This is a genomic window from Stenotrophomonas sp. YJH_SMC_10 (assembly GCF_059371555.1).
This window is the reverse complement of sequence record NZ_JCAFUS010000002.1, coordinates 308,602-334,988: the sequence shown is the minus strand read 5'-3', so window position 1 is coordinate 334,988 and position 26,387 is coordinate 308,602. Positions and strand designations below refer to the sequence as shown.

The following is a 26,387-nucleotide window of genomic DNA, read 5'->3' as shown; positions in this document are numbered from 1 at the left end:
GATCGCGCTTCCACGCGTCCCGCATACCTATCCCCGCGGGCGGAATCGCTGGTTCCATATCAGGAGTATTGCAATGCCCCAGGTCACCATGCGTCAGATGCTGGAAGCCGGCGTCCACTTCGGCCACCAGACCCGCTACTGGAACCCGAAGATGGCTCCGTACATCTTCGGCGCCCGCGGCAAGATCCACATCATCAACCTGGAAAAGACCGTCCCGCTGTTCAACGATGCGATGAACTTCATCTCGTCGGTTGCCCAGAAGCGTGGCACCGTCCTGTTCCTGGGCACCAAGCGCAGCGCCCGCGAAACCATCAAGGAAGAAGCCGAGCGTTGCGGCATGCCGTTCATGAACCAGCGTTGGCTGGGCGGCACCCTGACCAACTTCCGTACCGTCAAGCAGTCGGTTGCCCGCCTGAAGGAACTGGAAGCCGGTGAAACCGACGGCACCTTCGAGAAGCTGGTCAAGCACGAAGTGCTGGGCCTGCGCCGCGAGCGCGACAAGCTGGAAGCCTCGCTGGGCGGCATCAAGGACATGAACCGCCTGCCGGACGCCATCTTCGTGATCGACATCGGCCACGAAGACATCGCGATCAAGGAAGCCAAGAAGCTGGGCATCCCGGTCATCGCCGTGGTCGACACCAACTACAACCCGGAACTGGTTGATTACGCCATCCCGGGCAACGACGACGCCATCCGCGCTGTGCAGCTGTACGCCCGCGCCGCTGCCGACGCCGTGCTGGAAGGCAAGGCGGCTGCCCCGCACGCCGCTTCGGTGCGCGAGGAAGAGTTCGCTGAAGCCGCTGCTGAAGGCGAAGAGAAGCCGGCCCGCCGCGCTCCGGCCAAGAAGGCTGCCAAGAAGGGCGACGACGCCCAGGCCTGATCCAGGCCCCGGGTGGACGCCCGGCGTCCACCCTCCCTGCACGCAGCCATCGGCGCGTGACAGGACCGTGTCACACGGGCCGGCCACCATGCCGGCCCAACCCCTTTCTTTCGTGAGGTAATCCCGTGGAAATCACTGCTTCCCTGGTCAAGGAACTGCGCGAGCGCACCGGCGCCGGCATGATGGAATGCAAGAAGGCGCTTACCGAAGCCAACGGCGACATCAACGCCGCTGCTGAAGCCATGCGCAAGTCCGGCGCTGCCAAGGCCGACAAGAAGGCTGACCGCGTGGCCGCCGAAGGCCGCCTGGGCCTGGCCCAGGACGGCGGCAAGGCCGTGCTGGTCGAAGTCAACTCGGAAACCGACTTCGTCGCCAACGATGACAACTTCAAGTCCTTCGTCAACGCCGTCGCCGCTGCTGCCCTGGCATCGGGCGCCAACGACGTCGAAGCCGTGAAGGCCGCCACGCTGGCCGACGGCCGCACCGTCGAGGAAGCCCGCGCCACCGCCGTGCAGACCCTGGGTGAGAACATCCAGATCCGCCGCATGGTCAAGGTCGACACCACCGGCAACATCGGTGCCTACGTCCACACCAACGGCAAGGTCGGCGTGCTGGTCGACCTGATCGGCGGCGACGTCGAGCTGGCCCGTGGCCTGGCCATGCACGTGGCCGCGCTGAAGCCGCCGCACAACAAGGCTGCGGACGTCCCGGCCGAGTTCGTCGAGAAGGAAAAGGAAATCGAGCTGGCCAAGATGACCGAGAAGGACAAGGCCAAGCCGGCCGACATCCTGGAAAAGATCATCAGCGGCAAGATCAACAAGATCGTCAGCGACGTGACCCTGTACGGCCAGACCTACGTGCTGGGCGACACCACCGTCGAGCAGGTGGTCAAGGCCGCTGGCGCGGACGTGGCAGGCTTCAAGCTGCTGATCGTCGGCGAAGGCATCGAGAAGGTGGTGGAAGACTACGCCGCCGAAGTTGCCAAGGCGATGCAGGTCTGATTCCAGCCTTCCGGCTGTGATGCGACCAGAAGGAGCCGCGGGAAACCGCGGCTCTTTTTTTGTGCCCACTGCACCGGTGGCTGCGCACCGCGGGTGCGCACAGCGGCGCCGGGCACAGCCCGGCACCAGGGATCTTTGCGTTGCGCGCGAATCAAGCCGATACTCGGCGCAGGGAAACCGCAGTCACATAGCAGGAAGGAAAATCGCGGACTGTGATGCGTTCCTAGGTATTCTTGTCCCAATGGAATTGAACGACCCGACATGCCTCCCGAGCTGACAGCTGCCCTGGCGCTCTGCCGCAACCTGCCTTCGCCCCCCGGTATTGCCCTGCGCATCATCGAACTGGCGCAGGACCCGGAAGCGGACATCGCCACCGCCGCCGACATCATCGCCATCGACATGGCGCTGAGTGCTCGCATGCTGCGCATCGCCAATTCGCCGCTGTATGCCAGCCGCCGCCGCATCGAGAACCTCGGCCAGGCGCTGACCATGCTGGGCCTGAACGCCACGATCAGCCTCGCCCTGGGCTTCACTGTCACCCAGGGCCTGACCGGCGGCAGCGGCGCCGACCACGACCTGCGCCAGCGCGCGTGGAAGCGCAGCATCCTCAGCGCGCTGGCCGCCAGCCAGCTGGGCCAGGCGCGCGGCCTGCGCAGGCTGGAAGAGCTGATGCTGGCCGGCCTGCTGCAGGACCTGGGCGTGCTGTGCCTGGCCCAGGCCGAGTCGGAGCGCTACCTGCCCCTGCTGCGCGAAGCGCGCGACAACACCGACCTGGTCGCCCGCGAGCGCGACGAACTGGGCTGCAGCCACGCCGACGTCGGCGCCTGGGTGGCCGAGCAATGGGGCCTGCCGCGCTACCTGGTGGAGAGCATCCGCCTCAGCGAGGACGAGGACGCCGCCGGATCGCCGTTCCAGGCGTGCGTGCAGCTGTCCGGCGCGGTGGCCGACATCTGGCTGGACGCCGACGCCGATGCGGCGCGCGAGCGCGCCCTGCACCAGGTGCACGACCGCCTGGAACTGGACAGCGCGCGCTTCGACCAGGTGCTGACCCGCATCAGCGAGGCCCTGCCCGACATCGCCAGCCTGTTCGATGCCGGCCTCAATTCACCGTTGCGGGTGCGCGAGCTGATCGATCACGCGCAGGAGCTGGCCACCCTGCGCAACCTGCGCGAACTGCAGGATGCCGACCAGGCACGCCGTCGCGCCGATGAATTCGAAGCGCGGGCCAAGCGGCTGGCCGACCAGGCCCATCGTGATGCATTGACCGGCGTGCTCAACCGCCGCCAGCTGGAAGCGGTGCTGGAGCAGGAATTCCTGCGCGCCGGGCGCCAGGGCTGGCCGCTGTCGGTCGCCTTCATCGACCTGGATGATTTCAAGAAGATCAACGACGCCCACGGCCACCTCACCGGCGACGAGGTGCTGCGCGCCTTCGCCGGCAAGCTGCAGGGCCAGCTGCGCAACAGCGACACCGTGGCGCGCTTCGGCGGCGAGGAGTTCGTCGCACTGCTGCCCAATACCAGCGAAAGCGTGGCCCTGGACGTGATCCGCCGGGTGCTGGCCAACATCGTCGCCACGCCGATGGCCGAGCTGGAGGGCGGGCCGCTGTTCGTCACCTTCTCCGCCGGCGTGGCAACCCAGGGCGGTTACGAGCGCTTCGCTGACGTGCAGGACCTGCTGCGCGCCGCCGACGACGTGCTGTACCGCTCCAAGAACCTGGGCCGCAACCGGGTGATCGCGCGTTCGCCGGGGGCCCTTGGCCACGACGAGCTGTCGGCCACGGCCAGCGCCGAACTCGGCTGAACGGGACGCCCCACGGACCGGGGCCAACCCCCGGATTCTGCGCCGCAGTGCACAAAACACTTTGGCCCGACGCCGCATGCGCGTAGAATCGCCCGCGATTTCCACGCACCCGAGGTCCCCATGTCCAAGCTCGCCTATCGCCGCATCCTTCTGAAACTGTCCGGGGAGGCGCTGATGGGAGACGAGGACTACGGCATCGACCCGAAGGTCATCAACCGGCTGGCCCGCGAGGTCATCGAAGCCCAGCAGGCCGGCGCCGAAGTGGCCCTGGTGATCGGCGGCGGCAACATCTTCCGCGGCGCCGGCCTGGCCGCGGGCGGCATGGACCGGGTCACCGGCGACCAGATGGGCATGCTGGCCACGGTCATCAACGCCCTGGCCATGCAGGACGCGCTGGAGAAGCTGGGCGCCAAGGCCCGGGTGATGAGCGCGATCAAGATCAACGACGTGTGCGAGGACTACATCCGCCGCCGCGCCATCCGCCACCTCGAGAAGGGCCGCCTGGTCATCTTCGCCGCCGGCGTCGGCAGCCCGTTCTTCACCACCGATTCCGGCGCCGCCCTGCGTGCCATCGAAATCGGTGCGGACCTGCTGCTGAAGGCCACCAAGGTCGATGGCGTGTACGACAAGGATCCGAACAAGCACAGCGACGCGGTCCGCTTCGACAGCCTGAGCTACGACGAAGTGATCCGCCGCGGCCTGGAAGTGATGGACACCGCCGCCTTTGCACTGGCCCGCGACAGCGACCTGCCGATGCGCGTGTTCGACATGGGCCAGCCGGGCGAGCTGCTGAAGATCCTCAGCGGCGCGAACATCGGCACCCTGGTCCAGGGCCGCGACCCGGCCTGAGCCTGAGCGCAAAGCGACAACCGGGCCGATTCAGGCCCGGCAGCGTCCCGTATTCGCCTATAATCGCCCGATTCCAGTGACACCCAGGACCGGGCGATGCTCAACGACATCAAGAACAACGCGCAGACGCGCATGGCCAAGAGCATTGACGCTCTGAAGCACACCCTCACCTCCATCCGGACCGGCCGCGCTACCCCGGCCCTGCTGGACCGCGTGACGGTCAGCGCCTATGGCAACGCCAGCACCCCGCTGAACCAGGTCGCGTCGATCTCCAACGCCGACGCGCACTCGCTGCTGGTCACCCCGTTCGACAAAGGCATGATCAAGGAGATCGAAAAGGGTCTCTACAACGCCGAGTTCACTCCGAACACGCTGGGCACCGCGATCCGCATCAACATGCCGCCGCCGACCGAAGAGCGCCGCAAGGAGCTGGCCAAGCAGGTGCAGAAGGAAGGCGAAGGCGCCAAGATCGCGATCCGCAACATCCGTCAGGACGCGAACAAGGAAATCGCCAAGCTGGTCAAGGACAAGGCGATCAGCGAAGACGAGAAGAAGCGCGGCGAAGACGACATCCAGAAGCTGACCGACGCCAACATCAAGGACGTCGACAAGGTCGTTGCCGACAAGGAAAAAGAACTGCTGTCGGTCTGAAGTCGATGCCTTCAGTCCCGCCTCCGTTGCCGTCCGCCCTGCCCCGTCACCTTGCCATCATCATGGATGGCAATGGGCGCTGGGCACAGCAGCGCCGTCGCCCGCGCGTGATCGGCCACCGTGCCGGCGCGCGCGCGGTCAACCGCACCATCGAGCGCTGCCTTGAACTGGGCATTCCCGCGCTGACCCTGTTTGCCTTCTCCAGCGAGAACTGGGGCCGGCCGCAGGAGGAAGTGGATGCGCTGATGAAGCTGTTCCTCGGCGCGCTCGACCGCGAAGTGGACGAGCTGCACCGGCGTGGCGTGCGCGTGCGCTTCATCGGCGAACGCGAGCGCTTCGGTGCCGGGCTGGTCAGCCGCATGCAGCTGGCCGAGCAGCGCACCGCCGACAACACCACCCTGACCCTGTCGATCGCCGCCAGCTATGGCGGCCGCCAGGACATCGCCCGCGCCGCGCGCGCCCTGGCCGTCGAAGTGGCGGCCGGTCGCCTGCTGCCCGAGCAGATCGACGAAGCGCTGCTGGGCAGCCAGGTTGCCCTGGCCGACCTGCCGCCGCCGGACCTGTTCATCCGCACCGGTGGCGACACCCGCATCAGCAACTTCCTGCTGTGGCAGCTGGCATATACCGAGCTGTGGTTCACCGAGGCCCTGTGGCCGGACTTCGATGCCGATCAGCTGCAGCAGGCGCTGGACGCCTACGCCGGCCGCGAGCGTCGTTTCGGCCTGACCAGCGCCCAGATCGCCGCACTGGCCACCGAGACTTCCAGCCCATGACCAAGACCCGAGTCCTTGCCGCGCTGATCATGGCACCGGTTGCCATCGCGGCGATCCTGCTGCTGCCCACGCAGTGGCTGGCTGCCGCTGCCGCCGCCGTGCTGCTGATCGGCCTGTGGGAATGGCTGAAGCTGGCCGGCATCGAAGACACCCTGGCGCGGACCGTGCTGCTGGTGCTGAACCTGCTGCTGATGGTGCTGCTGGTCTGGGCCGACGGCAGCACGCTGGTGCTGTTCCAGATAACCACCCTGGCCGGTGTTGGCTGGTGGCTGGCCGCGCTGGTCTGGCTGCGCTTCTTCAACTTCGGCGCACAGCCGTCGGCGCCCTCGCGGATCCTGAAGATGGCGGCCGGCACCCTGGCCATCGTCCCGGCCTGGGCCGCCCTGGTGCTGATCCATGCCGGCGGCGACCCGCCGGGCAAACAGGGCCACCTGTGGCTGCTGGCCGCGCTGGCGCTGGTGTGGGCGGCCGACTCGGGCGCCTATTTCGCCGGCCGCCATTTCGGCAGGCACAAGCTGGCGCCGCGGATCAGCCCCAACAAGACCTGGGAAGGCCTGTTCGGCGGCCTGCTGGCCGGTGTCGCCGTGGCCGTCGGCCTGGGCTGGCTGGCCGGCATCGATGCCGCGCACCTGCCGGGCCTGCTGATCACCTCGGTGGTAGCCGTGTTCGCCTCGGTGCTGGGCGACCTGTTCGAGAGCCTGATCAAGCGACACGCCGGGGCCAAGGACTCGGGCCACCTGATCCCGGGCCATGGCGGCGTGCTCGACCGTGTCGACGGCGTGCTGGCCGCGGTCCCGGTGTTCGCGCTGGGCAAGGAAATCTTCGGGTTCTGACCATGAATGCAGCTGCAGACCTGCGCCGGGTCGCCGTGTTCGGCGCCACCGGTTCGATCGGTGCCTCCACGCTGGACGTGATCGCCCGCCACCCGCAGCGCTACCGGGCCACCGTGCTGGCCGCCGGGCGCCAGGTGCAGGCGCTGCTGGCGTTGTGCCGCCAGCATGCGCCGGCACATGCGGTCATTGCCGATGAATCGCTGTATGCCGAGCTGCGCGACGGCCTGCGCGACGCCGGCCTGGCCACCGAGGCCCATGCCGGCCAGGCCGCGCTGGACCAGCTGGCCGCCAGCGACGCCTGCGATACCGTGGTTGCGGCCATCGTCGGTGCCGCCGGCCTGTCCTCGACCCTGGCCGCGGCGGCCGCCGGCAAGCGCATCCTGCTGGCCAACAAGGAATCACTGGTGCTGGCCGGCGAACTGCTGACCCGCACCGCCGAGCATGCCGGCGCCGAAATCATCCCGATCGACAGCGAACACAGCGCGATCTTCCAGTGCCTGCGCTCGCGCGATGCCAGCGTCGACGGCGCCGGCGTGCGCCGGATCCTGCTGACCGCCTCCGGCGGCCCGTTCCGCGGCCGCAGCCGCGCCGAACTGGCCCAGGTCACCCCGGCACAGGCCGTTGCCCACCCCAAGTGGTCGATGGGGCCGAAGATCTCGGTTGATTCGGCGACGTTGATGAACAAGGGCCTGGAAGTCATCGAGGCCCATCACCTGTTCGGCGTGCCCGGCGAGCGCATCGAGGTACTGGTGCACCCGCAGAGCCTGGTCCATTCGCTGGTCGAATTCGTCGACGGCTCGACCCTGGCCCAGATGGGCCTGCCGGACATGCGCACCACTCTCGCCGTTGGCCTGGGCTGGCCGCAGCGCATCGAATCGGGCGTGGCCGGGCTGGACCTGCTGGCCCAGGGCCGGCTGGATTTCGAGGCCCCGGATACCGACGCCTTCCCCTGCCTGGCGCTGGCTTGGCAGGCGATGCAGGCCGGCGGCACCGCGCCGGCGGTGCTGAACGCCGCCAACGAAGAGGCGGTTTCAGCGTTTCTTCAGGGCCGGATCGGTTTCCTGACCATCCCGGCGCTGGTTGCTAACGCGCTTTCAACACTGCCGACCGAGCCAGCCGATACACTGGAGGTCCTGTTGTCCGCCGACCAGCGGGCACGCCAGCTCACCCTGAACGCCATCGACGCCGCCTGAACGACCGCCTCGCCCCGCATGACGCCGCCGCCCCTGCCCGCCACTGTGAGCCTGCATGACTGACTTCATCGGATCGGTCTGGTGGATGATTGTCAGCCTCGGGCTGCTGGTCACGTTCCACGAGTTCGGGCATTACTGGGTCGGGCGCCTGTGCGGGGTCAAGATCCTGCGCTTCTCGGTGGGCTTCGGCCGGCCGCTGTGGTCGCGCCGCGACCGGCACGGTACCGAGTTCGCGATCGCCGCCATTCCGCTGGGCGGTTATGTGAAGTTCCTCGACGAACGCGAGGTCGAGGTCCACCCGCACGAGCGCGGCCAGGCCTTCAACCACAAGACCGTCTGGCAGCGCATCGCCATTGTCGCTGCCGGCCCGATCGCCAACCTGCTGCTGTGCATCCTGCTGCTGTGGGCGATGTTCGTGATCGGCAAGCAGGACTACTCGCCCACCATCGGGCGTGTCAGCGGCATCGCCGCCAGCGCCGGCCTGGCCAGCGGCGACCGCGTGCTGCGCGTGGACGAGCGCCCGGTGGCCACCCTCGGCGAGGCCAGCATGGCGCTGACTGCCGCCGCGATGGACCGGCGTGACGTGAAGCTGGAAGTGCTGGACCCGGCCGACCAGGTGCGCGTGCGCACGCTGCCGCTGTCGCAGCTGCCAGCCGGTTTCGATGAACGGCGGGTCCCGATCCTGGCCGGCCTGTACTGGCAGTCCTGGCTGCAACCGGCCCTGGTCGATTCGCTCACCGCCGATTCCGTGGTGGCCGGGCAGCTGCAGCCGGGCGACCTGATCGTGGCCATCGACGGCCAGCGCATCGACAGCGTCGACCAGGTGATCGGCGAGATCCAGGCCCTGGGCCGCGCCGGCGGCCCGGGCATGATCGAGGTCCTGCGCGGCGGCGAGCGGCTGGCGCTGGAGGTCACCCCGCGCCAGGGCAAGGATGGCAAGGGCGACCCGGTCTGGCAGATCGGCGTCGGCTTCCCCACCCGCTACAGCCCGGCCTATGACACCCTGCTGCGCTATGGCCCGCTCGATGCGGTGACCGTGGCGGTGCGCGAGACCGGCCGCCTGGCCGCCGACTCGCTGGGCATGATGGCCCGCATCGTGACCGGCAAGGCCTCGCTGCAGAACGTTTCCGGGCCGGTCACCATCGCCCGCGTGGCCAATGTCTCGGCCCAGCGCGGCCTCGACTGGTTCCTGCAGTTCCTGGCCCTGCTGTCGCTGAGCCTGTGCATCATCAACCTGCTGCCGATTCCGATCTTGGACGGCGGGCACCTGCTGTATTACCTTATCGAGTTGGTCAAGGGCAGCCCGCTGAGCGAGCGTGCCATCGCCGCCGGCCAGTACATCGGCCTGGCGTTGCTGGCCGGGCTGATGGGGTTGGCGTTCTACAACGACATCCTCGGCCTGGTCCCGCGATGAACTTTTCCACGTTGTTGCCGTCTACAGCGTCGGCATCCCGCACCAATGAAATCGACCTTCCTACCGGACGTGACATGACGCGACTCCCCAATCGCCGCCTGCTGGCCCTCGCCCTCGCCGCCGTCACCGGCGCTCCCGCCCTGGCCCAGGCAGCCGAGCCCTTCACTGTCAGCGACATCCGCGTCGACGGCCTGCAGCGCATCAGCTCGGGCACGGTATTCACCTACCTGCCGGTGGAGCGTGGCGAGACGGTCACCGACAACAAGGTCGGCGAGACGATCCGCGCCCTGTACAAGACCGGCTTCTTCGAAGACGTGCAGCTGGACCGCCAGGGCACGATCCTGGTGGTGACCGTCAAGGAACGCCCGGCGATCAACAAGCTGACCGTGACCGGCAACAAGGACATCAAGTCCGACCAGCTGCTCAAGGGCCTGTCCGACATCGGCCTGACCGAGGGTGGCACCTTCGATCGCCTGAGCCTGGACCGCGTGACCCAGGAACTTCGCCGGCAGTACAACGACCGCGGCAAGTACAACGTCGACATCACCCCGACGGTGAGCCCGCTGGACCGCAACCGCGTGGACATCGCCATTGCCATCAAGGAAGGCAAGGCGGCCAAGATCCGCCACGTCAACCTGGTCGGCACCGAGAAGTACGACAGCAAGGACATCCTCGACACCTGGGAGTCGAAGGAGCACAACTGGGCGTCGTGGTACCGCCGTGACGACCAGTACTCGAAGGAGAAGCTGTCCGGCGACCTGGAAAAGCTCAACTCCTGGTACCTCGACCGCGGCTACGTCGACTTCAGCATCGATTCCACCCAGGTTTCGATCAGCCCCGACAAGCGCGACATGTTCCTGACTGCGGGCGTTACCGAAGGCGCGCAGTACAAGATCTCCGAGATCAAGGTCAGCGGCGACACCATCCTTCCCCAGGAGGATGTCGAGCGCATGGTGGTCCAGAAGTCCGGTGACACGTTCTCGCGTGCGCTGCTGGAATTCAGTTCGGACACCATCACCAACTCGCTGTCCAACATCGGCTACGCGTTCGCCAAGGTGAACCCGATCCCGACCACCAACCGCGCCGAGCAGACCGTCGCCATCAACATGCAGGTCGTGCCCGGCCCGCGCGTGTCGGTGCGCCGCATCCTGTTCCGTGGCAATACCCGCACCTCCGATGAGGTGATGCGCCGCGAAATGCGCCAGTTCGAGAACAGCTGGTACTCGCAGGCCGCGATCGACCGCTCCAAGATCCGCCTGCAGCGCCTGGGCTACTTCGAATCGGTGGAAGTGGAAACCCCGGCCGTCAGCGGCAGCAACGACCAGGTCGACGTCGTCTACAACGTCAAGGAAACCACCTCGGGCAGCTTCGTGTTCGGCCTGGGCTACTCGCAGTCCTACGGCATGACCACCTCGGTGCAGCTGTCGCAGAACAACTTCCTCGGCGGCGGTAACCGCGTGTCGGTCGAAGCCTCGCGCAGCAGCTACCTGCAGCGCTACGGTTTCAGCTACACCAACCCGTACTTCACCGATGACGGCGTGTCGCTGGGCTACAACCTGTCCTGGCGCGAACTGGACTACTCCGACTTCAACACCGCGCAGTACAACAGCACCAACGGTGCCGCGCAGGTGGTGTTCGGCGTGCCGCTGACCGAGACCGACACCGTCTCGCTGATGTTCGGCATCGACAGCAACCAGATCACCACGTACGAAGGCTCGACTCCGCAGTCGATCATCGACTACATCAATGCGGTCGGTAAGCGTACCTTCCATGCCTGGCGCACCGAACTGGGCTGGGCGCGGGACTCCCGCAACGACTACTTCATGCCGACCCGCGGCACCTACCAGCGTGTGGGCCTGGAAACCACGCTGCCGGGCTCGACCATCGAGTACTACAAGCTGAACTACCAGATCAGCAAGTACTGGCCGATCATGCCGTCGCTGGTGATCAACACCCGGGCCGAAATCGGCTACGGCGATGCCTACGGCAAGGACTACAGCCGTACGCTGACCAATGCCGATGGCACCACCCGTACCGTCACCGCCAGCGGCCTGCCGTTCTTCGAGAACTTCTACGCCGGTGGCACCAACTCGGTGCGCGGCTTCGAGGACAACACCCTGGGCCCGCGCGAAGTTACCCGCGGCTACCCCGAAGGCCAGCCACTGGGTGGTTCGCTGAAGACCGTGGGTTCGGTGGAAGCCTACTTCCCGCGCCTGTTCGACAGCCCGTCGGCACGCGTGTCGGCCTTCGTCGACTTCGGCAACGTGTATACCGGCGTGGACAACTTCAAGGCCAACGAACTGCGCGTATCCACCGGTGTGGCGCTACTGTGGCGCGCCCCGGTCGGCCCGATCTCGATCAGCTACGCCTTCCCGCTGAAGAAGGAAGACGATGACAAGATCGAGCGGCTGCAATTCACGTTCGGTGGCCAGTTCTGAGGAACGTCGTTCCTCAGAACTGATCCACCTCCGGTGAATTGCCCGCGCATTTCACCTATCCCCCGCGCCGTTGGCGCGTCCCCCTTAACAAAGGGGGGCTCTCCACCAGACGGGGTGCGAAGCGCCGGGCTCTGCCCGGCGTTTTCGCGTCAGCAGAACCGAGCCCATGCTCGGCCCGTGCTCAACTTCTCGACGGGGGCCACCCGAAGCCACGTTGTTGAGGGCACGACTGGTCATCGAGGCCACAGCATGCAACAACATCGCTGTTGGCGATCGTCATCAGCTGCTTATCACGCCGCTTTGGTACTCAGGCATTCCCATTTCGCGGCGCCTCCCGCTGCCACGCGCCCAACACCCTATGACTCAGAATCCGGGCCTGATGTTCCAGCCCGTAATCCGCGCCCAGAAAGCTGAGCGCCGCCCTTTCACTTGAACACGTAGCCTAGAGTTCCATCCAGGAAAGCGCCGGTTCCTTCACAATCAGCCCTCAGGGTATCGAAGTGGCGCATTTTCTTGCCCCACCAAAACGAGCAACGATAGAGTGGAACACTGCCGGGATATTGAATTCCCGAGATATATCCGATGTTCCAGTCGCCGGGAATTATCACACCTCCAATCCCCGGCTCGCACCCGGGATCGGCGGACGTGAAATAATTCCATGGATGCGGGCCAACGCAACTCCGAATGAGAACACCGCCTTCGAACGGCGTAGAAGAAACATACCCAAACGCATCCTCAAGCTCCCAGCCAATATCCTCCCAGTTTTCTGGCCAGTAGTGATGCGTAACATGAGTCGCCGTCTTATCACGCTTCATTCTAAATATGAGTCGCGGATTGAAGCCCGGTGGCATCTGACTGGACTGCTCCGTTGCAATCGGGTTACTCACCTTCAATGGCACATTCGCATCCAGGGCCGTCACTGAACCCGCAACAATCATGGAAAAAATACCTGCTACGAAACGCCTCATCTTTCACCTCATGCATTCTGCGAGCCCATCGCCCGCCCAATCCATGCTATTTAAGCAAATACGCAGAAAAACATGACAGCGTTTGTACTATCAGAAATACCAATGACGCATTTAACTCAATAATCAACCCAGCCGGGCAATTGTGGCCAATGGCGACTCCCGCTCAAGTGAATTGCACAGGATCCCGAAGGCCAATGGATATTCCGGAATTGGATTACCCTATTGACCTTTCCTGTTCTCAGTGCATTTTCAACAGTGCAAAGCGTAGCGGACTCAATGATCCGGCCATCAGTGCATCCAGCTTCGCCTGAAGAGGAAAGCCGGGGCAGAGAGACCGCGCTCAGCTTGTAACACCGCGCGCGTTGCGTCCTGCACGCAACTGCTCGTTGCTTGCGTACGTCGCCAACCCGAAACTTCGGCTTGCGTCGCCCGACAACGATGCACTCTGGGCTAGCCATCTTGAACTGCCGGACCTTCGTTGAGTCGCCGAAGGCACCGTACGGTCGTCAATGAAGTGGCTGTTGGGGCCCGCTTCGGCGTGGGAGATCACTCCGGCAACCCGTAGCGGGCCGATGGGAGGAAGCGTGGGCAGTACAGGCGCAGAACCATGGGACATGGTTGTCAGAGCGCCTGTCTTCGCGACCGGCGCTTCCCGGCAGGTTATCAGGGAGCCGTGGCCGTTGTAGCCCGGTAGCCCCCAAGTCCCTGGCAGCACAAAGACCATCTCGAAGCCCCCCCCCGCATGACCGAAATGGCGCCACACGTTAAACTCCCGCCGTGAATACTCCCACCTACACCGCCCAGCAACTCGCCGAGCAGTTCGGCCTGCAGGTCCATGGCGACCCCGCCACTGCCATCCATGGCGTGGCCACCCTCGCCCACGCCGGTCCTGGCCAGCTGACCTTCCTCGCCAATCCGCGCTACCGCGCCCAGCTGGCCGACAGCCAGGCTTCGCTGGTGGTGCTGCGTGCCGACGATGTCGAGGCCGCCCCCGGCGCCGCGCTCGTGGCCAAGGACCCCTACACCGCATTCGCCAAGATCGCCGCGCTGTTCGACATCGCGCCGACCCGCCCGCCGGGCATCCACCCCAGTGCGGTCATCGATCCGGACGCACGGGTGGCTGCCAGTGCCCACATCGGCCCGTTCGTGACCATCGGCGCGCGCAGCGTCATCGGCGAGAACTGCATCATCGGTGCCGGCAGCGTGATCGGCGAGGACTGCAGCCTCGATACCGGCTGCGAACTGATCGCCCGCGTCACCCTGGTCACCCGGGTCAGGCTGGGCAAGCGCGTGCGCATCCATCCCGGCGCCGTGCTCGGCGCCGATGGCTTCGGCCTGGCCATGGATGCCGGCAAATGGATCAAGGTGCCGCAGCTGGGCGGCGTGCGCATCGGCGATGACTGCGAGATCGGCGCCAATACCTGCGTTGACCGCGGCGCGCTGGAAGACACCGTGCTCGCCGAGGATGTGCGCCTGGACAATCTGGTGCAGATCGCCCACAACGTGCAGATCGGTGCGCACTCGGCCATCGCCGGCTGCACCGGCATCGCCGGCAGCGCCAAGATCGGCCGCTACTGCCTGCTCGGTGGCGCCGTGGGCGTGGTCGGCCACCTCGAGATCTGCGACAAGGTCGTGATCACCGGCAAGTCGGTGGTCCGCAACTCCATCACCGAGCCGGGCGAGTACTCGTCCGGCACCCCACTGACCGACAACCGCACGTGGCGCAAGAACGCCGCGCGCTTCAAGCAGCTCGACGCACTGGCTCGCCGTGTCCTGGCTGCTGGCAAGGAGAAAGAATGAACGATTCGCTGCAGCTTCCGATCGACGTCTGCCAGATCCAGGAACTGCTTCCGCACCGCTATCCGTTCCTGCTGGTGGACCGGGTGCTTGAACTCGACGTCGAGGCCAAGCGGATCCTGGCGCAGAAGAACGTCAGCATCAACGAGCCGTTCTTCCAGGGGCACTTCCCGGGCCGCCCGATCATGCCCGGCGTGCTGATCATCGAAGCGCTGGCGCAGGCCGGCGGCGTCATGACCCAGCTCACGCTCGGCCGCGATGCGCAGTCCAAGCTGTTCTACATGGTCAAGGTGGAAAACGCCCGCTTCAACAAGCAGGTCGTGCCCGGCGACGTGCTGATGCTGGACGTGCAGATGAAGCGCCTGATCCGCAACATGGGCTGGTACTACGGCGAAGCCAAGGTCAACGGCGAAGTCGTTGCCTCGGCCGAGGTCATGTGCGCCGGCGCCAAGGGCTGATCCACTGGAGGCAGCAATGACTGACAACGCACCGCGGATCCACCCCACCGCCGTCATCGACCCGGCCGCACGCCTGGCTGACGATGTCCAGGTGGGCGCCTTCACCCTGATCGGCCCCGACGTTGAAATCGGTGCCGGCACGGTGGTGGGCCCCCATTGCAGCATCCACGGCCCGACCCGGATCGGCCGCGACAACCGCTTCGTCGGCCACGCCGCGATCGGTGGCGAGCCGCAGGACAAGAAGTTCGGCGGCGAGCGCACCGAACTGGTGATCGGCGACCGCAACGTGTTCCGCGAGTTCGTCACGCTCAACCGCGGCACCGGCGGCGGCGGTGGCATCACCACCATCGGCAACGACAACTGGATGCTGGCCTACACGCACGTGGCACACGACTGCCATGTCGGCAATTTCTGCGTGTTCTCCAACAACACCACCCTGGCCGGCCACGTGACCGTGGGCGACTACGTGATCATCAGCGGCTTCGCCGGAGCCCACCAGTTCTGCCGCATCGGCGCGCACGCCTTCCTCGGCATGGGCGCACTGACCAATGGCGACGTTCCGCCGTTCACCATGGTCGGCACCGATTCGCTGGGCCGCCCGCGCGGCATCAACAGCGAAGGCCTGAAGCGCCGCGGCTTCGACGCCGAGCGCATTTCGGCCATCAAGCGTGCCTACCGCACGCTGTACGTGGCAGGCCTGCCGCTGGCCGAGGCCAAGGTGCAGCTGACCGAACAGGCACGTGACAGCGACGACGTGAAGGCGATGCTGGACTTCATCGAGCACGCCGAGAGGCCCCTGCTGCGATGAGCAGCGCGACCGGCCAGGCGCCGGCCGGCGCCGCGGTGATCCCGCTGGCCTCGATGGCCGGCAGCGTTCCTGCGCAGCGGGTGCTCAGCGAGCGCCCGTTGCGGATCGCGCTGGTTGCCGGTGAAGCCTCCGGCGACCTGCTCGGCGCAGGCCTGGTGCGCGAATTGAAGGCGCGCTTCCCGAATGCCGAGTTCGCCGGCATCGGCGGCGACGCCATGCGCAGCGCTGGCTGCCAGACCTGGCACGATGCCAGCGAACTGGCGGTGATGGGGCTGACCGAAGTGCTGCGCCACCTGCCGCGCCTGCTGAAGCTGCGCTCGGCGTTCCGCCAGCGTGCGCTGGACTGGCAGCCGGACGTGTTCATCGGCATCGACGCACCCGACTTCAACCTGGGCATCGAGCGCTGGCTGAAGCAGCGCGGCGTGCGCACCGTGCATTACGTCAGCCCCTCGGTCTGGGCCTGGCGCGAGAAGCGCGCCGAGAAGATCGGCAGCAGCGCCGACCTGGTGCTGTGCCTGTTCCCGATGGAGCCGCCGATCTATGCCAGGCACGGCATCGACGCGCGCTTCGTCGGCCACCCGATGGCCGATGACATTCCGCTGCAGGGCAACCGCGAGGAAGCGCGTGCCGCGCTCGGCTTGCCGACCTCGGCCAAGGTGCTCGCCGTGCTGCCGGGCAGCCGCCTGGGCGAGATCTCGCGCCTGGGCGAGCCGTTCTTCGAAGCGGCCTGGCAGGTTTCCGAGCGCATTCCCGGCCTGCACGTGGTGGTGCCTGCCGCCAATCCGGCCTGCAGGCAGCTGATTGAAGAACAGCTGTCGCGCTCGGCGTTGCCGGTGGCCTACTCGCATGTACTGGATGGCCAGGCACGCAACGCGATGATCGCCGCTGACGTGGTGGTGCTGGCGTCGGGCACCGCGACCCTGGAAGCGATGCTGGTGAAGCGGCCGATGGTGGTCGGGTACCGCGTCAACGAGCTGACCTATCGCCTGGTGAAGGCGCTTGGGCTGATCAAGGTCGACCGCTTTGCCCTGCCCAACATCCTGGCCGGCCAGGACCTGGCGCCGGAACTGATGCAGCACGACTGCACGCCGGACCGGCTGGCCGCGGCCATCCAGCAGTGGTTTGACCACCCGCAGCGGGTGACCGATCTGCAGGATACCTACGTGCGCCTGCACGAACGCCTGCGCCGCAACGCCTCGGCGCGTGCCGCCGACGCCGTCGGCGAACTGCTGATGCGCGACCAGGCACAGCCATGAGCCGCCGTCACGCCGCCGCAGCCAGCCTGACCCTGTTCGACGGTGTGGCCGTGGTCGAGCCGGAGCGCCTGGTGGCCGGCGTCGACGAGGCCGGCCGTGGCCCGCTGGCCGGGCCGGTGGCAGTGGCGGCGGTGGTGTTCGACCCGTCGCGGCCACGCATCAACGGCCTCGACGACTCCAAGCAGCTGACGGCGGCACGCCGCGAACAGCTGCATGACCGCATCATCGAGCGTGCGCTGGCCTGGCACGTGGTGCTGGTGGACGTGGACACCATCGACCGCCTGAACATCTACCAGGCCACCCTGCAGGGCATGCGCGAGGTGGTGGCAGCGGTCGCCCACGTGGCCGGCTTCGCCCGCATCGACGGCAACGTGGTGCCCAAGGGCCTGGTGCTGCCGGCCCAGGCGCTGATCGGTGGCGACGGCATCGACCGCGCAATCATGGCGGCGTCGATCCTGGCCAAGGTCTCGCGCGACCGTTACATGCAGGACGTCCACGCCCGCCACCCGCAGTACGGCTTCGAGCAGCACAAGGGCTATGGCACGCCGGCCCACCTGGCCGCCCTGCGTGAACACGGCCCCTGCATGGAGCATCGGCGCAGCTTCGCCCCGGTACGTGAGTGCCTGGACACCACCCGCGCCCCCGCGATCGCATGAACGGCCGCCGACAGCGACAAGCCGTGCGGTGAGGCGTGCCCCCGAGCCGGGGGGACACACCAGCGACGCGGGGGTGTGGAAGCACGGCAGGACAGGGCCCGCGGCTCGCCTGCGAACCGTGGCAAGCGATAGCGCGAATGCGATATCGCGTGCCGTCAAGAGCTTGTCGCCACCCCCTGCCCTCGCTACCCTGACCGGGCACTCCAGCGCTTCCGACCCCGGCGACGAACCTCCGTCAGCACCCGGGGCCCGCGCGCTCCAACCTGGTCCGGCATGTCCAACTCCCGCTTCGTACATCTCCACGTCCACACCGAGTTCTCGCTGGCGGACTCGACCATCCGCGTGCCGGCCAAGCCGGACCAGGCGGACCCGAAGAAGGCCAAGCAGGCCAACCTGCTGTCGCGCTCGGTCGAACTCGGCCTGCCCGCGCTGGCGGTGACCGACCTCAACAACCTGTTCGCCCTGGTCAAGTTCTACAAGGCCGCCGAAGGCGTCGGCATCAAGCCGATCGCCGGTGCCGACGTGCTGATCGCCGAGGAAGGCCAAGACCCATGGCGGATGACCCTGCTGTGCCGCGATCGCGAGGGTTACCTGAGCCTGTCGCGGCTGCTGACCCGCGCCTGGATGGAAGGCCATCGCCCCGAAGGCGGGGTGGCCATCCACCCGGACTGGCTGAAGGCCGGCAACGCCAACCTGTTCGCGCTGGCCGGGCGCCAGAGCCTGGCCGGGCGCCTGGCGCTGGACGGCAAGCATGAGCTGGCCGAGCAGCAGCTGGCCGACTGGCAGCGCGTGTTCGGCGATGGCCTGCACCTGGAGCTGACCCGCACCGGCCGCGAGGGCGAGGAGACCTTCAACCAGTTCGCGCTGATGGCCGCCGGCCAGCGTGGCCTGCCGGTGGTGGCCAGCAATGACGTACGCTTCCTGTCGCCGTCCGACTTCAGCGCGCACGAAGCGCGCGTGTGCATTTCCACCGGCCGCGTGCTGGACGATCCCAAGCGCCCGCGCGAGTACAGCGACCAGCAGTACCTGAAGTCGGCCGAAGAAATGTGCGCGCTGTTCGCCGACATTCCCGATGCCATCGACAACACGCTGGCGCTGGCCGAGCGCTGCAACATCGAGATGCGGCTGGGCACCTACTTCCTGCCCAACTACCCGGTGCCCGACGACGAGACCCTGGACACCTGGATCCAGAAGATGTCGCGTGATGGCCTGGAAGAGCGCCTGGAGAAGAATCCGCTGGCGCCGGGCAAGACCCGCGAAGACTACTTCGAGCGCCTGGAGTTCGAGCTCGACACCATCATCAAGATGGGCTTCCCTGGCTACTTCCTGATCGTGGCCGACTTCATCCAGTGGGGCAAGAACCAGGGCATTCCGATCGGCCCCGGCCGTGGTTCGGGTGCCGGCTCGCTGGTGGCATGGGCGCTGAAGATCACCGACCTGGATCCGCTGCCGTACAACCTGCTGTTCGAGCGCTTCCTGAACCCCGAACGCGTGTCGATGCCCGACTTCGACATCGACTTCTGCATGGACCGCCGCGACGAGGTGATCGACTACGTCGCGCGCAAGTACGGGCGCGAACGCGTCAGCCAGATCATCACCTACGGCACCATGGCCGCCAAGGCGGTGGTGCGCGACTCCGGCCGCGTGCTCGGTTTCCCGTACGGCCTGGTGGACGGCGTCTCCAAGCTGATTCCGAACATCCTGGGCATCCACCTCAAGGATGCGCTGGGCAAGGGCAAGGAAGGCCCCAGCTCGGAAATGGCCTCGGCCGAACTGATCCAGCGTTACGAGACCGAGGACGATGTCCGCGACCTGATCGACCTGGCGCTGCAGCTGGAAGACCTGACCCGCAACGCCGGCAAGCATGCCGGTGGCGTGGTGATCGGGCCCGAGCCACTGAGCGAGTTCTGCCCGCTGTACGCCGAACATGACGAGAACGGGCTCGGCAAGAACCCGGTCACCCAGTTCGACAAGAACGACGTGGAAGAAGTGGGCCTGGTGAAGTTCGACTTCCTCGGCCTGCGCACGCTGACCATCATCGACTGGGCAGTGAAAGCGATCAACAAGCGCCACGAACGCGCGGGCATCCCGCCGGTCGACATCGCCGCGATCCCGCTCGACGATGCGCCCACCTACAAGGACATCTTCGCCAACGGCAACACCGGCGCGGTGTTCCAGTTCGAGTCCTCCGGCATGCGCCGCCTGCTGAAGGATGCGCGCCCCGACCGCTTCGAAGACCTGATCGCGCTGGTGTCGCTGTACCGCCCCGGACCGATGGACCTGATTCCTTCGTTCAACGCGCGCAAGCACGGGCAGGAAGAGATCATCTATCCCGATCCGCGCACCGAAGCCATCCTGAAGGACACCTACGGCATCATGGTGTACCAGGAGCAGGTCATGCAGATGGCGCAGATCGTCGGCGGCTACTCGCTGGGCGGCGCCGACCTGCTGCGCCGCGCGATGGGCAAGAAGGTGCCGGCGGAAATGGCCAAGCACCGCGAGATCTTCCGCGAAGGTGCAGCCAAGGGCGGCGTCGATGGCCCCAAGGCCGACGAAATATTCGACCTGATGGAGAAGTTCGCCGGCTATGGCTTCAACAAGTCGCACGCCGCCGCCTACGCGCTGGTCAGCTACCAGACCGCATGGCTGAAGCGCCACTACCCGGCCGAGTTCATGGCGGCCACGCTGTCGTCCGATCTGGACAACACCGACAAGGTGGTCGGCTTCCTCGACGAAGTGCGCAACCTCGGCCTGACCGTACTGCCGCCCAAGGTGAACCAGTCGGCCTTCATGTTCGAAGCGGTGACGCCGGACACCATCCAGTACGGCCTCGGTGCGATCAAGGGCGTCGGCCAGGGCGCCTGCGAAGCGGTGGTCGAGGAACGACTCAAGGGCGGCCCGTTCAAGGACCTGCTCGACTTCTGCACGCGCGTTGGTTCGGCCAAGCTCAATCGCCGTACCCTGGAAGCGATGATCAACTGCGGTGCGCTGGACGAGCTCGGCCGCAACCGGGCCTCGCTGATGCTGCAGCTGCCGGAAGTGATCAAGGCCACCGACCAGATGGCGCGCGAACGTGCCTCCGGGCAGAACTCGCTGTTCGGCGGTCCCGACCCGAGCGCCGTGTCGATCCAGCTGGACCTGCCCGAGGCCGAAGAATGGCCGCTGCTGCAGCGCCTGAACGGCGAGCGCGACACGCTGGGCTTCTACCTGAGCGGACACCCGTTCGATCCCTGGCGCGACGATGTGCGCGACCTGGTCGGCAACGACCTGGGTTCGGTGGAGAAGATCTGGAGCGCCAACAGCGGCGGCGGCGGGGGCGGCGAAAAGCGCTGGCGGCCGGAAGTGCAGACCGTGCTGGCCGGCCAGGTGGTCGGCGTGCGCCGCAAGGGCGAGAGCCAGATCTTCATCCAGCTGGAAGATGGCCGCGGCCGCGTCGAGTGCAGCGCGTTCTCCGACGCGATGGCCGAGTTCGGCCACCTGATGACCAAGGACCGCATCCTGGTGGTCAAGGGCGGCCTGCGCGAGGACGAGTTCAACGGCGGCTTCGCGCTGCGCATCCGCCAGTGCTGGGACTTCGACGAAGTCTGCGCCAACTACGCCACACGGTTGTCGCTGCGGCTGGACCTGCGCCAGCAGCGCCCGGTCTGGGAGCGCATCGATGCGCTGCTCGACCGCCATCGCCCCGGCCGCACGCCACTGCGCCTGGACCTGCTGCTGAAGGGGCCGCACGGCGGCGTCGCCGGCATGCTTGATGTGTCCGGGCAGAGCGCGGTGCGCATCGATTCCAAGCTGATGGAGGCGCTGCGCGCCGATCCTGCCGTGCGCACGCTGAAGGTGCGTTACAGCCCCCCCTGGGCCAGCTGAGGCTGGCTCCGTGGCTTTCCCGTTTCCGCGTTCCATGTATCAAGGACGATTGCCGATGAAGACCCTGCTGTTCCCGTTCGCCGCCGCGCTGGCCCTGGCCGCCTGCTCCCCGTCGAAGATCGAGTTCCAGATCGACAACCCGACCGACACGCCGCTGGCGCTGAGCATCGACGGCCAGGACCTGCCGGTGGCCGCACACGGTTCGCGCCCGGTCTCGCTCGCTGTCGGCGAGCATCGCCTGCATACCGAAAAGCTGGGTGATGTGCGCTTCATCGTCTACGTCGACGGCCGTGGCGGCCTGATCAACCCGACCCTGAGCGAGTACGTGATCGCCCGCGAGGTCTATGTCACCGACGAGAGCAAGCTGAAGAACTTCGGCACCGGCACGGCCGGCATCGAACTGGGCGGCGTCGACTTCGAAGGTCCCTTCGAGAAGCGCCACGACCTGTTCATCGACAAGACCTGGACCTACGGCGTGCGCGAGCCGTTCCCGAAGGAAAAGGTGGTGGCCCATGTCGATTCCAGCGGCGGCCAGATCGTGGCAAAGGTGTTCACCGCCCCGGACTTCATCACCTACGTCGAGGAAGGCATGGGCCAGCCCGGCGCGTTCAAGCGCGAACAGCCGGCCGGCTACGTCGCGCCGGCATTCAGCCTGGAGCCGGCCCCGGCCAGCCTGCCGGCCCTTGACCCCGCCTTCGAGGCGCATGCCGCGCCGCTGCGCGAGGTCTATGCGCGCTGGCTGAAGGCCACCACCGCCGATGAACAGAAGGCCCTGCGCAAGCAGGACTTCGACGCGCAGATGGCCTTCACCTCGGCCACCGCGACCCTCGGCGCCAACCTCGGCCGGGAGGCCAACGAGGCCTACAACGACTTCGTCTCCCAGCGCGGGCAGCTGATGGGCCGCAGCGCCCTGGTGGTGCCCTGAACTGACTGGCGCGCCCTGCCCGCCTGCGCTACCGTCGCCTTCCAGACGAAGGCGTACGGGCGGTTTGCACGCATTCGGCTAGAATTGCCCCCTTCTTTACACGACGGCTTCCGATGAATCCGAACTACCTCGACTTCGAGCAACCCATCGCCGACCTGGAAGCCAAGATCCAGGAGCTGCGCAACGCCAGCGCCGGGCCGGCGGTCAATGTCGAGGCGGAAGTGCATGCGCTGCAGGACAAGCTGCGCGTGCGCACCGCGCAGATCTTCCGCAACCTGACCTCGTGGCAGGTGCTGCAGCTGGCCCGCCACCCGTCGCGGCCGTACACCGCCGACTACATCCGCATCATCTGCGACGAGTTCCAGGAGCTGGCCGGTGACCGCGCCTTCGCCGACGACAAGGCCATCATGGGCGGCCTGGCCCGCATCAATGGCCGCGCAGTGATGGTGATCGGCCACCAGAAGGGCCGCGACACCAAGGAAAAGATCAAGCGCAACTTCGGCATGCCCAAGCCGGAGGGTTACCGCAAGGCGCTGCGCCTGATGAAGATGGCCGAGCGCTTCGGCCTGCCGGTGCTGACCCTGATCGACACCGCGGGCGCCTGGCCGGGCATCGACGCCGAATCGCGCGGCCAATCCGAAGCAATCGCGCGCAACCTGATCGAGATGGCCGAGCTGAAGGTGCCGATCATCTGCACCGTGATCGGTGAAGGCGGCTCCGGCGGCGCACTGGCGTTGGGCGTGGGCGACCGCACCGTCATGCTGGAATATGCGGTGTACTCGACCATCACCCCGGAAGGCTGCGCCTCGATCCTGTGGAAGGACGCCGGCAAGGCCAAGGAGGCGGCCGAGCAGCTGGGCCTGACCGCGCCGCGCCTGAAGAGCCTGGGCCTGGTCGACAAGGTCGTGCGCGAGCCGACCGGTGGCGCCCACCGCAACCCGACCCAGATGGCCAAGCGCCTGAAGGCGGTGCTGCTGAACGAACTGGACGCACTGGACGCGCTGTCCACCGAACAGCTGCTGGAGCAGCGCTACACGCGCCTGCGCAGCTACGGCACGTACGAAGCAGCCTAAGCCCGGTAGTGCCGGCCGCTGGCCGGCAACACGAGGTGATTGCAGAAATGAAAGAGCCGGGCATTTGCCCGGCTCCTTCGTTTGCGCCCTGACAGCATCCACGCATGGCGTCGATCTACCGGGCGCAGGTGACCCCGCCTCAGAACGGCTTGGCCAGCACCAGCCACACGATGGGAATGAACGCCAGCAGCGGGATCTCGTTGATCCAGCGCAGCGCGCGCGACGACGGCAGCGCCCGGCCCTTGGCCACGCCCTTGAGCAGGCGACCGGTCCAGCCGAAATACACCAGCAGCAGCACCACCAGGCCCAGCTTGGCGTGCAGCCAGCCGGCGCCGCCCGGAGCGACCATGGTCGGGAAATCGGGGATGACCTTGTAGCCCAGCCACAGCACCAGGCCGAGCAGGAACGCCAGCCCGAACATCGAGTGGCCGAAGCGGTACAGGCGCAGGCCCATCAGCTGCAGGCGCTCGGTCACCGCTGGCTGGCCCGCAGTTTCAGCCAGGTTGACCAGGATGCGCGGCAGGTAGAACACCGTGGCCATCCACGCCACCACGAACACGATGTGGAAGGTCTTGACCCAGTAGTAGCTCTGCATGCGCTCGCTCCGGCGGCTGGCGTAGGTTGGCAGCCATTCTCGCATGCCGTGGCGAAGCCGCCGCAGGCACGCATGCCGCGACACATCGACGCATGGCGCGTCGCAACACCGTACGATAGGCGCCGTTTTCCCCGATCGCGCACCGCCCCATGGACAAGACCTACGATGCCGCCTACTTCCAACGCTGGTACCGCCGTGCCGACATCGGCGGCAGCGCCCGCCTGGCGCGCAAGGTCGCATTGGCCGTGGCCAGCGCCGAGTACTACCTGGAGCGGCCGATCCGCAGCGTGCTGGACATCGGCTGCGGTGAAGGCGCCTGGCGCGCGCCGCTGCTGAAGCTGCGTCCGAAGGTCGAATACCTCGGCTTCGACAGCAGCGAGTACGCTGTGCGCCGCTACGGCAGGACCCGCAACCTGCACCTGGCGCGCTTCGGCGATTTCGCCTGGCTGCGGCCCTGCGCACCGGTCGACCTGCTGGTCTGCTCGGACGTGATGCATTACGTGCCCAACCGTGAACTGCGCGCCGGCCTGGCCGGCCTGGCCGAGCTGACCGGCGGGGTGGCCTTCCTGGAGACCTTCGCCGCCGAGGACGCGTTCGAAGGCGACCACGACGGCTTCCAGGCGCGCCCGGCGCGCTGGTACCGGCGTGAGCTGACCCGCCAGGGCCTGCAGCCGGTAGGGTCGCACTGCTGGCTCGGCCCCGCCCTGGCAGGCGATGCGGCCGCGCTGGAACGGATGTGAATCCGGATTCATTATTTTCAGCCGACTTAACCTGCGGGACACCCGGATGGGATATGCTGCGCGGCAACATATGACCATACATATTCGGTCGTCATGCTCTATCAACTGCACGAACTGACCCGCAACCTGCTCGCCCCGTGGGTGCACCAGGCCCAGGCCAACGCCAAGTTCTTCGCCAACCCGGGCCACTGGTGGTCGCAGATGCCCGGTGCCGATCGCCTGGCGGCGGTCAACGAGCTGTTCCATCGCATCGGCAAGGATTACGAGAAGCCCGAGTGGGGCATCAACGAAATCGAGGTCGAAGGCGAGCGCGTGCCGATCGTCGTGCACGAGGAAGTGAGCAAGCCGTTCTGCAAGCTGCTGCGCTTCAAGCGCCACAGCAATGAAGCCGACCAGCTGCACACCATGCTCAACCAGCCGTTCGTGCTGGTGGTGGCGCCGCTGTCGGGCCACCACGCCACGCTGCTGCGCGATACCGTGCGTACGCTGCTGCGCGACCACCGCGTGTACGTCACCGACTGGGTCGACGCGCGCATGGTGCCGTCCAGCGAAGGCGAGTTCGGGTTGGATGACTACATCGCCTACATCCAGGAGTTCATCCGCCACCTCGGCGTCGAACGCCTGCACGTGGTGAGCGTGTGCCAGCCGACCGTACCGGTGCTGGCCGCGGTTTCACTGATGGCCAGCCGTGGCGAACCGACGCCGCGCACGCTGGTGATGATGGGTGGCCCGATCGATGCGCGCTGCAGCCCGACCGCAGTGAACAACCTGGCCACGCAGAACCCGCTGTCGTGGTTCGAGAACAACGTCATCCACACCGTGCCGGCCAGCTATCCGGGTGCCGGTCGTCGCGTGTACCCGGGCTTCCTGCAGCACGCCGGCTTCCTGTCGATGAACCCGAGCCGCCACTTCAGCTCGCACTGGGATTTCTACACCGACCTGGTCAAGGGCGACCTGGAAGACGCCGACGCGCACCGTCGTTTCTACGACGAGTACAACGCGGTGCTGGACATGCCGGCCAAGTACTACCTGGACACCATCCGCGTGGTGTTCCAGGACTTCCTGCTGCCGCGTGGCGAGTGGGTGGTGAACGGCGAGAAGGTCGATCCGTCGGCAATCCGCGATACCGCACTGCTGAGCATCGAAGGCGAGCTGGACGACATCGCCGGCCTTGGCCAGACCGAGGCGGCGCAGGCGCTGTGCACCGGCATCACTGCGGACCGGCGTGAGCATTTCATCGTCGAAGGTGCCGGCCACTACGGCATCTTCAGCGGCCGTCGCTGGCGCGAGGTGGTGTACCCGAAGGTCCGCGACTTCTTCGCCGCGCATGCCGAAGCACCGGCAGCCAGGGCCACGAAGAAGAAGAGCAACGTCACCCCGTTGCGCCGGAAAGCGGGTTGATTCCCGGCAGGGGT

At 66.7% G+C, this 26,387-nt stretch carries 22 protein-coding genes; 20 read left to right on the top strand and 2 right to left on the bottom strand.

The window, feature by feature from the left end; all coding sequences use genetic code 11:
• The first annotated feature begins 73 nt into the window (after positions 1 to 73).
• From rpsB to bamA, 10 genes are all read left to right on the top strand, one after another.
• Positions 74 to 880 carry a 30S ribosomal protein S2 gene (gene rpsB / locus AC5P9C_RS04860; RefSeq protein ID WP_005408748.1) on the top strand — a complete coding sequence of 269 codons (807 nt, stop codon included), beginning with the start codon at positions 74 to 76 and terminating at the stop codon, positions 878 to 880.
• A 125-nt stretch (positions 881 to 1,005) separates the two neighbouring features.
• Positions 1,006 to 1,881, top strand: coding sequence for a translation elongation factor Ts (gene tsf / locus AC5P9C_RS04855; RefSeq protein WP_053463562.1), 876 nt, complete (start codon positions 1,006 to 1,008; stop codon positions 1,879 to 1,881).
• 261 nt (positions 1,882 to 2,142) lie between these two features.
• Positions 2,143 to 3,681: a GGDEF domain-containing protein gene (locus tag AC5P9C_RS04850; protein WP_064237986.1), complete on the top strand. Its 1,539-nt coding sequence runs from the start codon at positions 2,143 to 2,145 to the stop codon at positions 3,679 to 3,681.
• 120 nt (positions 3,682 to 3,801) lie between these two features.
• Entirely contained in the window at positions 3,802 to 4,530 is a 729-nt protein-coding gene (pyrH, locus tag AC5P9C_RS04845) for a UMP kinase (protein WP_019659122.1), read from the top strand.
• A gap of 96 nt (positions 4,531 to 4,626) precedes the next feature.
• A complete protein-coding gene (frr, locus tag AC5P9C_RS04840; RefSeq protein WP_014646499.1) occupies positions 4,627 to 5,181 on the top strand; it encodes a ribosome recycling factor in 555 nt (184 codons plus the stop codon).
• A 5-nt stretch (positions 5,182 to 5,186) separates the two neighbouring features.
• Positions 5,187 to 5,954, top strand: coding sequence for a polyprenyl diphosphate synthase (gene uppS / locus AC5P9C_RS04835; protein WP_049464404.1), 768 nt, complete (start codon positions 5,187 to 5,189; stop codon positions 5,952 to 5,954).
• Complete coding sequence (locus AC5P9C_RS04830) at positions 5,951 to 6,787, top strand: phosphatidate cytidylyltransferase (RefSeq protein ID WP_049464402.1); 837 nt, start codon at positions 5,951 to 5,953, stop codon at positions 6,785 to 6,787. Before uppS ends, AC5P9C_RS04830 begins: the two co-directional genes overlap by 4 nt.
• A 2-nt stretch (positions 6,788 to 6,789) precedes the next feature.
• Entirely contained in the window at positions 6,790 to 7,980 is a 1,191-nt protein-coding gene (locus AC5P9C_RS04825; protein WP_057493529.1) for a 1-deoxy-D-xylulose-5-phosphate reductoisomerase, read from the top strand.
• Positions 7,981 to 8,035: 55 nt separating this feature from the next.
• Positions 8,036 to 9,394 (top strand): RIP metalloprotease RseP, encoded by a 1,359-nt coding sequence (gene rseP / locus AC5P9C_RS04820; protein WP_049464397.1) that lies wholly within the window; start codon positions 8,036 to 8,038, stop codon positions 9,392 to 9,394.
• Positions 9,395 to 9,468: 74 nt separating this feature from the next.
• Complete coding sequence (bamA, locus tag AC5P9C_RS04815; protein ID WP_343540513.1) at positions 9,469 to 11,832, top strand: outer membrane protein assembly factor BamA; 2,364 nt, start codon at positions 9,469 to 9,471, stop codon at positions 11,830 to 11,832.
• Between the two features lie 425 nt (positions 11,833 to 12,257).
• On the opposite strand, the gene AC5P9C_RS04810 is transcribed toward bamA, so the two are convergent.
• A complete protein-coding gene (locus AC5P9C_RS04810) occupies positions 12,258 to 12,800 on the bottom strand; it encodes a hypothetical protein (RefSeq protein ID WP_149902016.1) in 543 nt (180 codons plus the stop codon).
• Positions 12,801 to 13,577: 777 nt separating this feature from the next.
• On the opposite strand from AC5P9C_RS04810, the gene lpxD reads away from it, so the two are divergent.
• The 8 genes from lpxD to AC5P9C_RS04770 all read left to right on the top strand — a co-directional run bounded on the left by lpxD (position 13,578) and on the right by AC5P9C_RS04770 (position 23,637).
• Positions 13,578 to 14,600 (top strand): UDP-3-O-(3-hydroxymyristoyl)glucosamine N-acyltransferase, encoded by a 1,023-nt coding sequence (lpxD, locus tag AC5P9C_RS04805; RefSeq protein ID WP_053506636.1) that lies wholly within the window; start codon positions 13,578 to 13,580, stop codon positions 14,598 to 14,600.
• Positions 14,597 to 15,055, top strand: a complete 459-nt coding sequence (fabZ, locus tag AC5P9C_RS04800) for a 3-hydroxyacyl-ACP dehydratase FabZ (protein ID WP_005415845.1) — start codon at positions 14,597 to 14,599, stop codon at positions 15,053 to 15,055. The genes lpxD and fabZ overlap by 4 nt, the downstream gene beginning before the upstream one ends.
• Before the next feature lie 16 nt (positions 15,056 to 15,071).
• Positions 15,072 to 15,863, top strand: a complete 792-nt coding sequence (lpxA, locus tag AC5P9C_RS04795; protein WP_057493530.1) for an acyl-ACP--UDP-N-acetylglucosamine O-acyltransferase — start codon at positions 15,072 to 15,074, stop codon at positions 15,861 to 15,863.
• A 53-nt stretch (positions 15,864 to 15,916) separates the two neighbouring features.
• Positions 15,917 to 17,119, top strand: a complete 1,203-nt coding sequence (gene lpxB / locus AC5P9C_RS04790) for a lipid-A-disaccharide synthase (RefSeq protein WP_049464408.1) — start codon at positions 15,917 to 15,919, stop codon at positions 17,117 to 17,119.
• Entirely contained in the window at positions 17,116 to 17,775 is a 660-nt protein-coding gene (rnhB, locus tag AC5P9C_RS04785) for a ribonuclease HII (RefSeq protein ID WP_053462548.1), read from the top strand. The genes lpxB and rnhB overlap by 4 nt, the downstream gene beginning before the upstream one ends.
• Before the next feature lie 273 nt (positions 17,776 to 18,048).
• Positions 18,049 to 21,639, top strand: a complete 3,591-nt coding sequence (gene dnaE / locus AC5P9C_RS04780; RefSeq protein WP_049464387.1) for a DNA polymerase III subunit alpha — start codon at positions 18,049 to 18,051, stop codon at positions 21,637 to 21,639.
• Positions 21,640 to 21,694: 55 nt separating this feature from the next.
• Complete coding sequence (locus tag AC5P9C_RS04775) at positions 21,695 to 22,564, top strand: hypothetical protein (protein ID WP_049464385.1); 870 nt, start codon at positions 21,695 to 21,697, stop codon at positions 22,562 to 22,564.
• Positions 22,565 to 22,677: 113 nt separating this feature from the next.
• Positions 22,678 to 23,637 (top strand): acetyl-CoA carboxylase carboxyltransferase subunit alpha, encoded by a 960-nt coding sequence (locus AC5P9C_RS04770; protein WP_049464383.1) that lies wholly within the window; start codon positions 22,678 to 22,680, stop codon positions 23,635 to 23,637.
• Between the two features lie 139 nt (positions 23,638 to 23,776).
• Here AC5P9C_RS04770 and AC5P9C_RS04765 read toward each other — a convergent pair whose 3' ends face one another.
• Positions 23,777 to 24,232 (bottom strand): CopD family protein, encoded by a 456-nt coding sequence (locus tag AC5P9C_RS04765; protein WP_049464381.1) that lies wholly within the window; start codon positions 24,230 to 24,232, stop codon positions 23,777 to 23,779.
• A 149-nt stretch (positions 24,233 to 24,381) separates the two neighbouring features.
• Between AC5P9C_RS04765 and AC5P9C_RS04760 the strand changes: the two genes are divergently transcribed.
• Both AC5P9C_RS04760 and AC5P9C_RS04755 read left to right on the top strand, forming a co-directional pair.
• Complete coding sequence (locus AC5P9C_RS04760) at positions 24,382 to 24,972, top strand: class I SAM-dependent DNA methyltransferase (RefSeq protein ID WP_057493532.1); 591 nt, start codon at positions 24,382 to 24,384, stop codon at positions 24,970 to 24,972.
• Between the two features lie 93 nt (positions 24,973 to 25,065).
• Positions 25,066 to 26,373: a polyhydroxyalkanoate depolymerase gene (locus AC5P9C_RS04755; protein ID WP_343542457.1), complete on the top strand. Its 1,308-nt coding sequence runs from the start codon at positions 25,066 to 25,068 to the stop codon at positions 26,371 to 26,373.
• Positions 26,374 to 26,387: the final 14 nt, after the last annotated feature.